Here is a 13749-nt window from a genome sequence, read left to right on the forward strand (position 1 = left end):
ATACAGAGGTCTTATGCCGTACGTCACGATTTCCGCCTCCAAAGGCCTGTCGGCCGAACAAACCAGGCAACTGCTGCTGGGCGCCAGCGAAGCCGTAGTGCAAAGCATAGGCGCGCCGCTGGCCAGCGTGCGGGTAATGCTGCACGAGCTGGCAGACGGGCATTATCTGAATGCCGGTCAGTTCGACACGAAGGCGCTTATGTTTGTCGTAGAACTGATAGAGGGGCGCAACGATGAATTGAAAGAAGCGCTGATTGCAGCGCTGAGCCGGACGGGCGCCGAAACCACCGGTATTCCGGAAGACCAGGTGCGCGTGCGGCTTATTGACTTTCCGAAATCCGACATGGGAATGGCCGGGGGCGTCAGCGCTCGCGCCATGGGGCGCTAAGCGCTATTTGAGCCCCAGTTTCCTGGCCAGTTTGTGCAGGTTGCTGGAATCCAGCTCAAGCGAGCGTGCCGCCTGCGACCAGTTATGGTTGCAGGCGCCCAGGGCCTGCTGTATGGCTTCGCGCTGGGCGTTCTCAAGCGTCTGGCGCAGTGGCACGATTTTTTGCTGGGCGCCGTAGGGGCTAGCCGGGTTGGCGGACTGTGACGATCCGGGTCCATAAAACGGCTCGTTGTCATACAGATTGTCGTCGTCCTGTGTAACAACACCGGTCATGAGGCCGGATGCGTTTTCAACCCGGGATACCCGAATATCCTGAAGGTGTCCGGCAATGGGTTGTGCAATGTCGAGATCCAGCAGCTCCGGGCCCAGCGTAAGAATTTGATCGCGCGACGCGCCCCGGCTCAGCATTTTCAACGCCGCCCGGCTGATGACATGCTCAAGCTCGCGAACGTTGCCGGGCCAGCCATAGCTCAGCAAGGCACGCTCGGCCGCATACGACAGGCGCACGCCACGCAATCCCAGGCGCGCGCGGTTGAACTCCAGGAAATGGCCGGCCAGTATCAGGATGTCCTGGTCGCGCTCGCGCAGGGGAGGGATGGGCACAGGATAGACCGATAGCCGATGATAGAGGTCGGCCCGGAAGTCCCCGGCAAGCGTGCTTTCCTTCAGGTCACGATTGGTGGCGGCGATGATGCGCACGTCGGTCTTGATGGTTTCATCCGTACCCAGGCGCTGGATTTCGCCGTTCTGCAGCGTGCGCAGCAGTTTGGCTTGTATCGATAAAGAAAGTTCGCCCACCTCGTCCAGAAACAAGGTCCCGCCCTGCGCTGTTTCAAAGCGGCCGGCGCGATCGCTGGTGGCGCCGGAGAACGCGCCTTTCACGTGCCCGAAGAGCTCGCTTTCGGCCAGCGATTCGGGCAGGGCGGCGCAATTGATGTGCACCATCGGCTTGGCGCTACGCCGGGAGTGGCGGTGCACGCGCCGCGCGAACAGTTCCTTACCCACCCCAGTTTCTCCCAATAACAACACAGGCAGGTCGGAGTCGGCCACGACGTCCAATTCGTGCAGCAGGCCCGAGATGGCCTCGCTTTCGCCCAGGATTTCGTTCTCATCGATGATTTGCATGGAGCCGCTGACCGTCGTGCCCAACTGGCGCAGGTTGCGGTTCTCTTTTTCGAGCGCGGTAATGCGTATGGCGGCGGCCAGTATCAGGCCGAAGCGTCGCAGTTCGAGTTGCGCGGCGGAATCGAAGGTGCCGGTTTTCAGGGCATCCAGCGTGACGGCTCCCCACAAGCGGCCCTCCAGGTACAAGCTCATGCCTAGGCAATCGTGCACCGGCAACGGAGAGCCCTTGCGGTCATCCAGCAGGCCATCGTAAGGGTCGGGCAATACGCTGCCCGGTTCGAACCAGGTCGGTTCCCGGCGAGCCAGGATGGTGGCGAATCTGGGATGTTGCGCCACTGCAAAGCGGCGTCCCAGTGCTTCGTGTGCCAGGCCGGACGCGGCGACCAACCGCAGGCTGTCGGTATCCAGGCTCAATAATCCCACTGCATCGCAGCAGAACCGCTCACGCATCGTGTGAACAGCGCGCTGCAGGCGCACGGCATTGGGCAGGTCGGTAACAAGGTCGGCAAGTATGAGTTGATCCATGCGGTGAATTATACCCATGTAGGGTACTGTATACCCTTATCGCCAGGGTTTGTACTACCCTACACCCTCGTGGTGCTTGAAAATAAACAATAAAAAAGTTGGCACGAATTCTGCTTAATGTCGTGTGGGAATCCATACCATTTTAAGGATGAAGCCAAATGAACAAAAACTTGCCGGACCAGACGCTGGGCACACTCGCCAGTGCCGTCCCCGGCGCTACCCGCGTATTTCACGAGTTTCAGCTGGACTTCTGTTGCGGTGGCGACAAGACGCTGGCTGAAGCAGCGGCACAACAAGGCCTGGACCTGGACCTGATGGTTGCCGCCCTGGCCGCGCTGTCGGTCGATCCAGCGGAAGGCATCGATTGGCGCCAAGCGCGGCCTGACGAGCTCGTTGCGCATATCGTAGCGCGATTCCACGAGCGCCATCGCGTACAGCTGCCCGAGCTCATTCGCCTTGCGCGCCGTGTCGAACACGTGCATGCCGGTAGGCCGGCGTGTCCCATTGGCTTGGCAGAGGCGTTGGAAGGCCTGCAACAAGAACTGGAAAGCCACATGATGAAAGAAGAGCAAATGCTTTTCCCCATGCTGGCCAACGGCATGAATGGGCCGGCCCAGGCGCCTATCTCGGTGATGCGCTTCGAGCACGACCAGCACGGCAGCGCGCTGGCCAATATTCAGCGCCTCACCAACAACATTACGACCCCCGTCAATGCCTGCAATACCTGGCGCGCACTGTATGGCGGTCTCAACGCATTCAAGGAAGACTTGATGCAGCACATTCATCTTGAAAACAATGTGCTGTTCTTAAATGCCTCAATTGCAGCAGAAGGAGCTCATCATGGGTGAGTACAAGAAGTTATGGTGGTTATTACTGGCCGTTTTGGCAGTCACGTTCGGAGTTCTCGGGTGGAGCGGTGTTGAAATTTATCGGCAAGTTCCACCCATTCCGGCTCAAGTCGTCACCACCTCCGGCCAGGAGCTGATGACCAAAGAGCAGATTCTAGATGGTCAAACCGCCTGGCAAAGCACCGGCGGCATGCAGGTTGGTTCGATCTGGGGCCATGGCGCCTATCAGGCGCCCGACTGGAGCGCCGACTGGTTGCACCGCGAATTGCTGGCCTGGCTCGAAGTAGCCGCCCAGGAAACAGCGGGTGTTCCTTTTGCCGAGCTGAATGAAGACCAGCAGGCGGCATTGAAGAACCAGCTGAAAAATGAATATCGCCGCAACACGCTCAATCCCGACACCGGTGTGGTCACCGTGTCGGAGCGGCGGGCCAAGGCGATGGCCACTACCGGCGATTACTACATCAGGCTTTATGGCGACGCCCCCGAGCTGCAAAAGACACGGTCCAACTTCGCCATGAAGGAAAACACGCTGCCCGATGCGGGCCGGCGTGCAGACCTGGTCAAGTTCTACTTCTGGCTGTCCTGGGCCGCGTCGACTGAACGTCCGAATGCGGATGTCACCTATACCAACAACTGGCCGCACGAGCCTCTGGTGGATAACCATCCTTCGGGCGCCAACATCATGTGGTCGATTGCCAGCGTGGTGTTCTTGCTGGCGGGTATTGCGTTCCTGGTATGGGGATGGGCATTCCTGCATCGGGATCACCCCGAACCCGAGTCGCCCAAAAAGGATCCGCTTACGCTTGGCGCCTTGACGCCTTCACAGCGCGCATTGGGTAAATACTTGTTCCTGGTCGTTGCACTGTTCATCGCGCAAGTATTGCTGGGTGGCTTGACCGCACACTATACCGTCGAAGGGCAGACTTTCTACGGCATCAACATTTCGGAATGGCTGCCGTACTCGCTGACCCGGACATGGCACTTGCAAACCGCCTTGTTCTGGATTGCATCGGGATTCCTGGCCGCCGGCTTGTTTCTTGCACCGATTGTCAATGGCGGCAAGGATCCCAAGTACCAGAAGCTGGGCGTGGATATCCTGTTCTGGGCACTGGTGGTCCTGGTCGTTGGGGCCTACGTGGGCAACTTCCTTGCCATCAAGCACATCATGCCTCCGCAGTTCAATTTCTGGCTCGGTCATCAAGGCTACGAATACCTTGAGCTGGGTCGCCTCTGGCAAATCGTGAAGTTCCTGGGCTTGGCATTCTGGCTGTTGCTGATGCTGCGCGGCATGCTGCCTGCCTTCAAAAAGGGTGGCGACAAGAACCTGCTGGCCTTGCTGGTTGCCTCGACCATTGCCATCGGCGTGTTCTATGGTACCGGTCTGTTCTACGGTGAACGCACGCACATCACCATCATGGAATACTGGCGCTGGTGGGTCGTCCACCTTTGGGTGGAAGGCTTCTTCGAAGTCTTTGCAACCACAGCCTTGGCATTCATCTTCGCGACCATGGGCCTGGTGTCCAAACGCGGCGCAACGGTAGCCAGCCTGGCCTCCGCGTCCTTGTTCATGCTGGGCGGCGTGCCCGGTACCTTGCACCACATGTATTTCTCGGGCACCACCACGCCCATCATGGCTATCGGTGCAAGCTTCAGTGCTCTTGAAGTCGTACCCCTGATCATCCTGGGCTATGAAGCATGGGAAAACTGGCGCCTGAAAGAACGCGCTCCCTGGATGGAAGCGGTTCGCTGGCCCTTGATGTGCTTTGTTGCCGTCGCCTTCTGGAACATGCTGGGTGCGGGTGTATTTGGCTTCATGGTCAATCCTCCCATCTCCCTGTACTACATCCAGGGCCTTAACACCACGCCGGTCCACGCTCATGCGGCCCTCTTCGGTGTATACGGCTTCCTGGCCATCGGCTTCACCTTACTGGTACTGCGCTACATCGTGCCTGGCTTCAAGTTCAACGACTCGCTCATGCGTACCGGCTTTTGGGGCTTGAACCTTGGCCTGGTGCTCATGATTGGTACAAGCCTGTTCCCCATTGGGCTTATCCAGGCTTATGCCAGCATCACCGAAGGCATGTGGTACGCCCGCAGTGAAGAATTCATGCAGCAACCCATTCTGCAAACGCTGCGCTGGGTTCGTACCTTCGGTGACGTGGTCTTCATCGTGGGTGCATTCGCTGTGTTCTGGCAAGTCGTGATCGGCGTCTTCCAGCCAAAGAGCTACCTCAAGCATGACGTCTACGGTGTAACAGCCGCCGCCGAGTAAACAGACATTCGCCTTGCAGCGTATGCCTGGCAATGCAGTATCCCGCCCTGAACAGGGTGGTGCTTGAAGGACAGAAGGGGCTGCCATGTGCAGCCCCTTCTCTCGTTCTATTCTGAATGAGACGCTGACGGAAGTTTGTTACATCGCATTACATTATAATAATGCGCTACATTGCACTGGCTACTCTGGAGTCTCGATGTTTGCTCTTATTGATGCGTACCGCGCCGGGCTGTTGCAACGACCACACTGGTTCCGCAATATTGTCGCCGGCCTGATCGTTGGCGTCGTGGCCCTGCCCCTGGCCATGGCTTTCGCAATCGCTTCGGGGGTGAAGCCCGAGCAGGGCATTTATACCGCCATCATCGCGGGCATTATCGTTTCGCTGTTTGGTGGCAGCCGGGTGCAGATCGCAGGGCCAACAGGCGCATTCATCGTAATTCTTGCAGCCGTTGTCGCGCAGCACGGCGTCGACGGCTTGCAGATTGCCACCGCAATGGCCGGCATCATCTTGCTGCTCTTTGGCATTGCCCGCATGGGCGCTGTCATCAAGTTCATTCCGGCCCCCGTCATCGTCGGTTTTACGGCCGGCATTGGCGTGGTCATATGGGTCGGCCAATGGAAAGACTTCTTCGGCTTGCCGCCCGTTGCCGGCGAGCATTTCCACCAGAAATTGTGGCAGTTGCTGCAGGCCTTGCCCCAGTTCGACTGGGCAACAACCATCCTGGCGCTCATCGCCCTGGCCCTGCTCATTGTCACGCCGCGCATACACGTGCTGGCACGAGTGCCGGGCCCGCTGCTGGCTTTGGTGATCGTCACGATCATCCAGGCCATATTCAATTTCGAAAGCGTGGCGACCATAGGCAGCACTTACGGCGAGATACCGCGTGGCTTGCCCTCATGGCAGTTTCCTGACATTACGCTATCGCGCCTGGTCGAGCTTATCGGTCCTGCTTTTGCCATTGCAATGCTGGGTGCAATCGAGTCGCTGCTTTCGGCGGTGGTGGCCGACGGCATGGCAGGCACACGGCACAATTCCAACCAGGAACTCATCGGCCAGGGACTGGCCAACATCGTGGCGCCCTTATTCGGCGGTATTGCGGCGACCGGCGCCATCGCGCGCACAGCCACCAATATCCGCAACGGGGGTACCAGCCCCATTGCCGGCGTCGTGCACGCGTTGACACTGGTTGTAGTCCTGCTCTTTCTGGCGCCGCTGGCCGCCAATATTCCCTTGGCCTGCCTTGCCGCCATCCTTTTTATCGTCGCCTGGAACATGAGCGAACTGCGTCACGTGATCAAGATGATCAAAGGCGCGCCGAGGGCGGACGTCGTCATACTGCTGGTTACCTTCGTACTGACAGTTTTTGCCGATCTGGTTGTCGCGGTGAACATCGGCGTGGTGCTGGCCATGCTGCACTTCATGCGCCGCATGGCCGAAAGCGTGGTGGTACGCCGCCAGAATGGTCCCGCGCTGGATAAAGAACTGGCGCAAGAAGGTGTGCACCACTTGCCGGCGGGCGTGTTGGTGTATGCCGTGGAAGGGCCGTTCTTCTTCGCGGCCGTCGAGGCGTTCGAGCGCGCGCTGGCCGATACCAATACCGACCCCGAGGTTCTCGTGATTCGCCTGCGGAATGTACCGTTTATCGATGCAACCGGTTTGCAAACGCTGGAAGAAGTGGTGCTTGACCTGCAGGCACGCGGGGTGCGCGTGATGATCGTGGAGGCGAACTCACGAGTCTACGAGAAGCTTGGCAAAATGGGCCTTATTGCCACGCTTGGTCCTGGAAACGTGGCCGCCACGCTTATCGAGGCCATTGTCCAGTTGACGGGACCTATTGCAGCCAGAGATAGCTGACCGGATCGTCGGGACAAGCACCAAACCCGCATTCCAGCAAGGTCGACACCATATTGCCGGCTACCAGAATAACAAATACCCACATGATGCTGCGGGCGATACGGCTGACTTGCTGGGCATTGGGCTGGTCGGAACAGCGGCGGTCTACGATCAACATGATCGCGGTCCACCCCAGGAAGGCAATAAAAAAGATCAGGGCCCAGGTGTAAAAATGCAGGCCCATGAAGGGGGGGCCGTAGCCCGGGTCACCGGCACCGATATGCAGGAGTACCTGTCGTCCGGCCGCAAATGCGCCTCCCAGGGCCGACAGGATGATCATGCCGTAATGCATGGCGGAAGGGCCGAACCGCAGGTTCAGCAGCAGCCCAATTCCAATCATGACGAAAGCGACGCGCTGCAAGAGACACAGCGGACAGGGCAGGTCGTTGAAGGCAAATTGCCAGATGAAAGCAAACAGCAATATCCCGCAGATGCCGGCCAGCGCCAGCAGGTTAAGCGCACGCGACAGCGGATAGGTAGTGTTCGTGTAGTAGGAGTTCGCCATGGCTTAGAGTGAAAGTCCCATAGGATCGGTCATGTGGAATTTGCACCACGCGGCAAAGATCACCAGGGTAAGCAGCCACAGTGAAATACAGGCGGGGCGATGGCCTTTCAGGCCAAACCAGGCGGCGAGCATGCCGGTCAGAAAAGGCAGCATCATAATCATGGGCGCACATACTCTCGACGTAAATAATAGCGCTACATTATGTAACGTAACCTGCGCCAATGCCAGCGTTTAATCATTAAAGAGACTGGATCTGACGTTCCAGCGCTGCACTCACCGCCGCTACGAAGTGACGGTCGTCCGTCGCGGGCACAGTGGCCAACGTATGCAGCGAGGCAATCTTGTCGCTGGAATATCGTTTCTCGCTGCCGATGGCTTGCTCAAAACGATTGGCGCATTGGGTCAGCGCTGCGACGTCGACCTCTGCCAGTATCAACCCGTGTACGAGCACGATCTGAATGGTGTCCGTGCCCGAGGCGACGGCTTGACGGCGCCATAGCTGGGCCGTGCCGGCAACTTTCCTGGCACTCGGCCCGCAGCCGACCGCGAGGTTATAACGGCCATCGCAAAACGAACCTTCCACGGCCTGGGGATGGCTATCTATGCCGACCTCCCGCAAGGCGGCTGCGATCACACGGCAAATTAGCAGATAGGCGTCGTCCGAATGGTCCAGTGGCTTGCCGTCGACCGCGTAGGCCAGGCTGAGGTTTATGATGCCTGGTCCTTGCGGGACAATGCCGCCGCCGGATTGCCGGACGGTTACCGGCCAGCCCAGTCCGGCGAACGACGTGCAGCTTGCCGCAAAAGAAGCATGGCGCTGATAGGTACGAGGCACAACCAGGCCCTGGCCGGACTCCCATAGGCACGCGGTAGGTCCGTGTTGAGCGGCCAAGCCGACCAGGCATTCGTCGAAGCGGGCATCCTGGCATAAGCCCGTTGAAGGCAGCAACTGGAATCGCATGGGCTTTCGGGTAACTAGCCCAAGGTCAAGTACGGACCATGGCGAATTCTTCGTCGCTCATGAACATATAGCGCACCGCGTCGATAAGGCCCAGAATGATGACCAGCGGCGCGAAGAAATAGAAGATGGCCAGGTAGAAAATGCCCCAGCCGATCTGCCCGAGAAAAAAGCGGTGCGCACCTAGCCAGCCCAGAAAAATCGCCAACACAATCGCGATCTTGCGGTGATTGGTGGGCTTCTCCAGTTCGGAGCCTTTGCTCTTGATGATCCACAGGCTGATGGGGACGGTAAGAAGCAGGGCGATGATGACCTTGGTGGCGTGAAGGGTAACGTAGTTTTTGGCCGCGTAGTACACGTCGGAAAAGTTATGAAATACCAGCCCGGTCAGATGCGATATCCAGGCAAAGGCTTCATATGCTATCGCTTCGCCAAAGGTCAGCGCCACCAGAATAATGATAAAGACGGCGATGGCCAGAATGATTTTTTGCAGCATGGTTCAGTGTGCCTCCGCACAGGACAAGCGTTAGTGTAGGGCCAGTCGCCACAACGACGTGGTTTCGGCGCTGCGCGCCGCGTGCAGCGGGTCGGCGTCGTCCGTAGCCTTGGGATGCGTGGGACGCGCATCCAGGCGGTCGATCACCCGCAATCCGGCATCGGTAAACGCTTCAAGCAGGAACTCGCGACTGCGCAGCCCCAGGTGCTCGGCCAAGTCAGACATGATCAGCCATCCTTCACCATCGGGGGTCAAGTGGCTGGCCAGTCCGTTCAGGAACCCCAGCAACATAGTGTTGTCCGGATCGTAAATGGCGCGTTCGATCGCGACGGTAGGCTTGGCCGGCAGCCATGGCGGATTGCAGACGATCAGCCCGCTGCGGCCTGCCGGGAACAGGTCGGCGTGCTGCAGGGTAATAACGCCTCCGAGGTCCAGCATTGCGATGTTTTCCTCTGCACAGGCCAGCGCTCGCGGGTCCTGGTCGGTTGCAATGACCTTGCGTACGCCGCGGTGGGCCAGTACGGCGGCCAGCACACCGCTGCCGGTTCCGATATCGAAAGCCAGCTCTTGCGTGGGCAGCGGAGCACGCGCGATCAAGTCTATGTATTCACCGCGATTGGGCGAGAACACGCCGTAGTCCACATGTATGCGGCGGCCGAGGGCAGAAATGGACACGCCTTTCTTCTTCCATTCGTATGCGCCGATAATTCCTTGCAAGGCTCTGAGCGGCAGCAGAAACGGCTCGGGCGTTTCACCCAGGGCTGCCCGGCAGGCGTCGCGAACATCGGGTGCGCGGCGCAAGGCTATACCCGCATCAGGCCCCAATTCGATCAACAGCTTGTTCAGCAGTTGGCTGCGCTGGGACTGTTGCAGGCGGTGCCGGTTGAAGGTGTCAATCGGCGACAGGGCGGCCTCGTCGGCGGGTACCGGCTTCTTTCTTTTATCGACGCGGCGCGTCAGCGCCTGCAGCAGCTGCCTTGCGTTCTGGAAGTCGCCGCGCCACAGCAAGGCGGTGCCCTGGCTGATCAGGCGATAGGCCGCATCGGCGCTCAGCGTGTCGTCGGCCGTAATGATCCGCTTGGGCGGCGCGCTGCTGTTTTGTGCATACCATCGTGCCGAACGGGCTTGTTCATTTTCCGTCCATCTTACGTGGACGGGTTCGGCGTTGGAGCTTGTTTCGAGCATGATTGGGCCATTGATGGAATACCGTTATTGTAGGCCACCGGCATCAAGACCTGGGCAGGCAGGTTTGCCGTACCGCATGCTCCCATTGTTCCATCAGCGCCTGTGCATCGGCCCGTGCGAGTTCCGGCGTGAAACTCCGCTCGACTTGCCACAGTGTGGATAGCTGCTCTTTGTTCTTGTAGACGCCGCTGGTCAGGCCGGCAAGATACGCGGCGCCCAATGCGGTTGTTTCCACCATCGTGGGGCGCAATACCGGAATGCCCAACAGGTCGGCCTGGAATTGCATCAGCAAATCGTTCACGCAGGCGCCGCCGTCCACACGCAGTTCGGCCAACGGTTCGGACCCGGCGGCCACCGCATCGCGGCTCATGGCCTGCAGCAAAGCGGCGCTTTGATACGCAATGCTTTCCAGCGCCGCGCGGGCAATATGTGCCATGGTGCTGCCGCGTGTAAGTCCCGTAATGGTGCCGCGCGCCTCGGGCGTCCAGTAGGGCGCGCCCAGGCCGGTAAAGGCCGGCACCAGCATTACGCCGCCCGAGTCGGGCACGGTTCGGGCAAGCTCTTCGATTTCGCTGCTTTTCTTGACGGCATTAAGGCCATCGCGCAACCACTGCACCACGGCGCCTCCGACGAATACGCTGCCTTCCATGGCAAATTCCGTTTGCGTGCCTGTCTGCGCGGCGCTGGTGGTGACCAGGCCGTTTTGTGATGTCTGGAACTTTGTACCGGTGTGCATAAGCATGAAGCAGCCCGTGCCATAGGTGTTCTTGGCCATGCCGGCGCTAAAGCAGGCTTGGCCGAACAGGGCGCTTTGCTGGTCGCCGGCCACTCCGCAAATAGGAATGGCATGTCCCAGGAGTTCGGCATGTACGGCGCCGAATTCGGCGGCGGAAGGCAGGACTTGGGGCATGAGCGCGGGCTCGATGTCCAAGGCCTGCAGCAGTTCGTCGTCCCATTGGTTGTCATGGACATTGAACAGCATGGTGCGCGAGGCATTGCTGACGTCGGTACTGTGCTTCTGGCCTTTGGTCAGTTGCCAGATCAGCCAGCTGTCCACCGTGCCGAAAGCCAGCTCGCCCCGGCGGGCTTGCTCGCGCGCTTCGGGTACATGGTCCAGTATCCATTTCAGCTTGGTGCCCGAAAAGTAGGCGTCGACGCGCAGGCCGGTTTTCGCAAGTATGCTGCGGTCCATGCCGTTTTCACGCAGCGCCGCACACGTCGGTTCGGCGCGCCGGTCCTGCCACACGATGGCGTTGTAGACCGGCTTGCCTGTCTTGCGATTCCACACCAGGGTGGTTTCTCGCTGGTTGGTGATGCCGATGGCGCGGATATCGCTGGCATCAAGGCCGGCTTTGGCGATGGCGTCCCGGGCGGTTGCTAGCTGCGTCGCCCAGATCTCCATGGGATCGTGTTCGACCCAGCCCAGTTCCGGATAGATCTGGGTGATTTCCTTTTGCGCCAGCGCCACGATGTTCCCCGCTACATCGAAGACGATGCTGCGCGTGCTGGAGGTTCCCTGGTCGAGTGCAAGTAGGTAGGTCATGGCGGGCCGCTAAAAAGAATAGGCTGATTTGTATCACATCGCGATGTCGCAGCGCACTTGCGCACGTGCCAGCAGATCCGGAAACGGATCGGGCGGCACCTCGTCGGTAAAAAGCCGGTCAATCTGGCCAAGATGGGCGACGCGCACCATGGCAAGGCGATTGAATTTGCTGGCATCGGCCGCCAGCCAGACTTCGCGCGCGTGCGAAATGATAGCCTGGGACACCTTCACTTCGCGATAGTCGAAGTCGCGCAAGGAGCCATCCGCCTCGATGCCCGATATGCCGATCAGCGCAATATCGACCTTGAACTGATGGATGAAATCCACAGTGGCTTCGCCGACGATGCCGTGATCGCGCGGCCGCACTACGCCGCCCGCCACGATGACCTCGCTATTCTGGTTGAGACTCAGGATGGCCGCTACATTAATGTTGTTCGTGATGACGCGCAAACCGGTGTGCTGCATCAGCGCCTTGGCGATCGCCTCGGTCGTGGTGCCGATATTGATCAACAGGGAACAGTCGTTCGGCACGGCCTGGGCGACGGCTAGTGCAATACGGCGCTTGCCTTCCGCATGCAGGTTCTCGCGCTGATGGTGCGCAATATTCTCGATGGTGGAATCGGGCACTCGCACGCCACCATGAAAGCGAGCCAGGAGGCCGGCTTCGGAAAGCCGCTGCACATCGCGGCGCACGGTCTGGACGGTCACGCCCAAATGGCCGGCCAACTCGTCGACCGTACTGGAATGATGCTTCTGCACGTGTTGCAAGAGCTTGAGCTGGCGCGGGTTTGGATTCATGATTTAAATCGATGACAAAACAAAAAGACTGTACATCGAAAGAAAACGAATCGACCCTAGGGTTTTCATCTAGGGAAAATAGTCGGTAAACGAACAATAATGCGCAGAATAGAACAAGTACAGCGAGACAAGACCATGCAGTTGGCGCTAGACGGCATCAGCAAGAAGGTGGGAAGCGAAACTTGGCTTTATGACATGAGCCTGCGTCCGCAGGCGGGCGCCGTGACGGTATTGCTGGGCGCCACCCTTGCCGGCAAGACCAGCCTCATGCGGATCATGGCCGGGCTCGACGCGCCCAGCGCGGGCAGGGTTCTGGTCGACGATAGCGATGTCACGGGCAAGTCGGTGCGCCATCGCAATGTTGCCATGGTCTATCAGCAGTTCATCAACTATCCCTCGTTTACGGTCCGGCAGAACATTGCGTCGCCGCTGAAATTGCGTGGCGAGAAAAATATTCCGGCGCAGGTGCAGGCCCTGGCCGACAAGCTGCACATCGGCATGTTCCTCGATCGCCTTCCGGCCGAGCTGTCGGGCGGCCAGCAGCAGCGGGTGGCGCTGGCGCGCGCCCTGGCAAAGAATGCTCCGCTCATGTTGCTGGACGAGCCGCTGGTCAATCTTGATTACAAGTTGCGCGAAGAATTGCGCGATGAGCTCGGGCTATTGTTCGAGTCAGGCGGCTCGACCATCGTCTATGCCACGACAGAACCGGGGGAAGCCTTGCTGCTGGGCGGCTATACCGCGGTGCTCGACCGCGGCGAGTTGCTGCAGTATGGCCCGGCCACCGACGTGTTCAATTTCCCAGCCTCGGTTCGGGTTGCCCGCGCCTTCAGCGATCCGCCCATGAACTTCATCAAGGCGTCGCGTTCCGGCACAGGCGTACAGCTGCCTTCCGGCGACACGCTCGCGATGGCCCTGCCCGATAGCGCGATCGCAGGCGGAGCCGATGTCACCGTAGGCCTGCGCGCCAGTACCTTGCGCCTGCAGCCACGCGATGGCGACCTTGCCTTGCACGGCATCGTCCAGCTGGCTGAAATCTCGGGGTCCGACACCTTCGTGCACCTGACGTCGGACATCGGCGACCTGGTGGCACAGGTGACCGGCGTTCATCACTTCGATATTGCCGCGCCGCTGGCGCTGTACTTTGACCCGGCCATGGCCTTCGTTTTCGATACCTCCGGCAAGCTGGTGTATGCGCCGCAAAGGAAACATTGA

Annotated in this window: 13 protein-coding genes; 5 read left to right on the plus strand and 8 right to left on the minus strand. The window is 59.5% G+C overall.

Annotation, left to right across the window (positions count from 1 at the left end):
* Positions 1-13: 13 nt before the first annotated feature.
* The gene (locus tag CR159_RS02305) at positions 14-388 is read left to right on the plus strand and encodes a tautomerase family protein (RefSeq protein ID WP_102072352.1); all 375 of its coding nucleotides are present in this window, start codon (positions 14-16) and stop codon (positions 386-388) included.
* A gap of 3 nt (positions 389-391) precedes the next feature.
* Here the strand turns inward: CR159_RS02305 and norR are convergent, their stop codons facing one another.
* On the minus strand, positions 392-2038 hold the full coding sequence (norR, locus tag CR159_RS02310; protein WP_102072452.1) for a nitric oxide reductase transcriptional regulator NorR: 1647 nt from the start codon (positions 2036-2038) through the stop codon (positions 392-394).
* Positions 2039-2196: 158 nt separating this feature from the next.
* Here norR and ytfE point away from each other — a divergent pair, with 158 nt between their 5' ends.
* From ytfE to CR159_RS02325, 3 genes are all read left to right on the plus strand, one after another.
* Positions 2197-2886 (plus strand): iron-sulfur cluster repair protein YtfE, encoded by a 690-nt coding sequence (gene ytfE, locus CR159_RS02315; protein ID WP_102072353.1) that lies wholly within the window; start codon positions 2197-2199, stop codon positions 2884-2886.
* Positions 2879-5158, plus strand: a complete 2280-nt coding sequence (locus CR159_RS02320; RefSeq protein WP_102072354.1) for a nitric-oxide reductase large subunit — start codon at positions 2879-2881, stop codon at positions 5156-5158. Before ytfE ends, CR159_RS02320 begins: the two co-directional genes overlap by 8 nt.
* A 196-nt stretch (positions 5159-5354) precedes the next feature.
* A complete protein-coding gene (locus tag CR159_RS02325) occupies positions 5355-7013 on the plus strand; it encodes a SulP family inorganic anion transporter (protein WP_102072355.1) in 1659 nt (552 codons plus the stop codon).
* On the opposite strand, the gene CR159_RS02330 is transcribed toward CR159_RS02325, so the two are convergent.
* From CR159_RS02330 to CR159_RS02355, 7 genes are all read right to left on the minus strand, one after another.
* Entirely contained in the window at positions 6991-7557 is a 567-nt protein-coding gene (locus CR159_RS02330) for a disulfide bond formation protein B (RefSeq protein WP_102072356.1), read from the minus strand. The two genes, CR159_RS02325 and CR159_RS02330, sit on opposite strands and share 23 nt — an antisense overlap.
* Positions 7558-7560: 3 nt before the next feature.
* Positions 7561-7713: a DUF5993 family protein gene (locus CR159_RS21635; protein ID WP_199173220.1), complete on the minus strand. Its 153-nt coding sequence runs from the start codon at positions 7711-7713 to the stop codon at positions 7561-7563.
* Between the two features lie 82 nt (positions 7714-7795).
* A complete protein-coding gene (locus CR159_RS02335; RefSeq protein WP_102072357.1) occupies positions 7796-8518 on the minus strand; it encodes a lipoyl protein ligase domain-containing protein in 723 nt (240 codons plus the stop codon).
* Between the two features lie 25 nt (positions 8519-8543).
* Positions 8544-9011 carry a TM2 domain-containing protein gene (locus CR159_RS02340; protein WP_102072358.1) on the minus strand — a complete coding sequence of 156 codons (468 nt, stop codon included), beginning with the start codon at positions 9009-9011 and terminating at the stop codon, positions 8544-8546.
* Positions 9012-9041: 30 nt separating this feature from the next.
* Positions 9042-10196, minus strand: coding sequence for a methyltransferase (locus tag CR159_RS02345; protein WP_102072359.1), 1155 nt, complete (start codon positions 10194-10196; stop codon positions 9042-9044).
* 43 nt (positions 10197-10239) lie between these two features.
* Positions 10240-11739 carry a glycerol kinase GlpK gene (gene glpK / locus CR159_RS02350; protein WP_102072360.1) on the minus strand — a complete coding sequence of 500 codons (1500 nt, stop codon included), beginning with the start codon at positions 11737-11739 and terminating at the stop codon, positions 10240-10242.
* 33 nt (positions 11740-11772) lie between these two features.
* On the minus strand, positions 11773-12537 hold the full coding sequence (locus CR159_RS02355) for a DeoR/GlpR family DNA-binding transcription regulator (protein ID WP_102072361.1): 765 nt from the start codon (positions 12535-12537) through the stop codon (positions 11773-11775).
* A gap of 135 nt (positions 12538-12672) precedes the next feature.
* On the opposite strand from CR159_RS02355, the gene CR159_RS02360 reads away from it, so the two are divergent.
* Entirely contained in the window at positions 12673-13749 is a 1077-nt protein-coding gene (locus CR159_RS02360; protein ID WP_102072453.1) for an ABC transporter ATP-binding protein, read from the plus strand.

The sequence above is a fragment of the Pollutimonas subterranea genome (assembly GCF_002849655.1).
GTDB lineage: Bacteria > Pseudomonadota > Gammaproteobacteria > Burkholderiales > Burkholderiaceae_B > Pollutimonas > Pollutimonas subterranea.

What these genes read in the sequence shown, in the direction of transcription:
- glpK (WP_102072360.1), bottom strand. Translation starts at nt 11,739, where the DNA reads ATGACCTACCTACTTGCACTCGACCAGGGAACCTCCAGCACGCGCAGC.
- ytfE (WP_102072353.1), top strand. Translation starts at nt 2,197, where the DNA reads ATGAACAAAAACTTGCCGGACCAGACGCTGGGCACACTCGCCAGTGCC.
- CR159_RS02330 (WP_102072356.1), bottom strand. Translation starts at nt 7,557, where the DNA reads ATGGCGAACTCCTACTACACGAACACTACCTATCCGCTGTCGCGTGCG.
- norR (WP_102072452.1), bottom strand. Translation starts at nt 2,038, where the DNA reads ATGGATCAACTCATACTTGCCGACCTTGTTACCGACCTGCCCAATGCC.
- CR159_RS02355 (WP_102072361.1), bottom strand. Translation starts at nt 12,537, where the DNA reads ATGAATCCAAACCCGCGCCAGCTCAAGCTCTTGCAACACGTGCAGAAG.
- CR159_RS02305 (WP_102072352.1), top strand. Translation starts at nt 14, where the DNA reads ATGCCGTACGTCACGATTTCCGCCTCCAAAGGCCTGTCGGCCGAACAA.
- CR159_RS02360 (WP_102072453.1), top strand. Translation starts at nt 12,673, where the DNA reads ATGCAGTTGGCGCTAGACGGCATCAGCAAGAAGGTGGGAAGCGAAACT.
- CR159_RS02340 (WP_102072358.1), bottom strand. Translation starts at nt 9,011, where the DNA reads ATGCTGCAAAAAATCATTCTGGCCATCGCCGTCTTTATCATTATTCTG.
- CR159_RS21635 (WP_199173220.1), bottom strand. Translation starts at nt 7,713, where the DNA reads ATGATGCTGCCTTTTCTGACCGGCATGCTCGCCGCCTGGTTTGGCCTG.
- CR159_RS02325 (WP_102072355.1), top strand. Translation starts at nt 5,355, where the DNA reads ATGTTTGCTCTTATTGATGCGTACCGCGCCGGGCTGTTGCAACGACCA.
- CR159_RS02320 (WP_102072354.1), top strand. Translation starts at nt 2,879, where the DNA reads ATGGGTGAGTACAAGAAGTTATGGTGGTTATTACTGGCCGTTTTGGCA.
- CR159_RS02335 (WP_102072357.1), bottom strand. Translation starts at nt 8,518, where the DNA reads ATGCGATTCCAGTTGCTGCCTTCAACGGGCTTATGCCAGGATGCCCGC.
- CR159_RS02345 (WP_102072359.1), bottom strand. Translation starts at nt 10,196, where the DNA reads ATGCTCGAAACAAGCTCCAACGCCGAACCCGTCCACGTAAGATGGACG.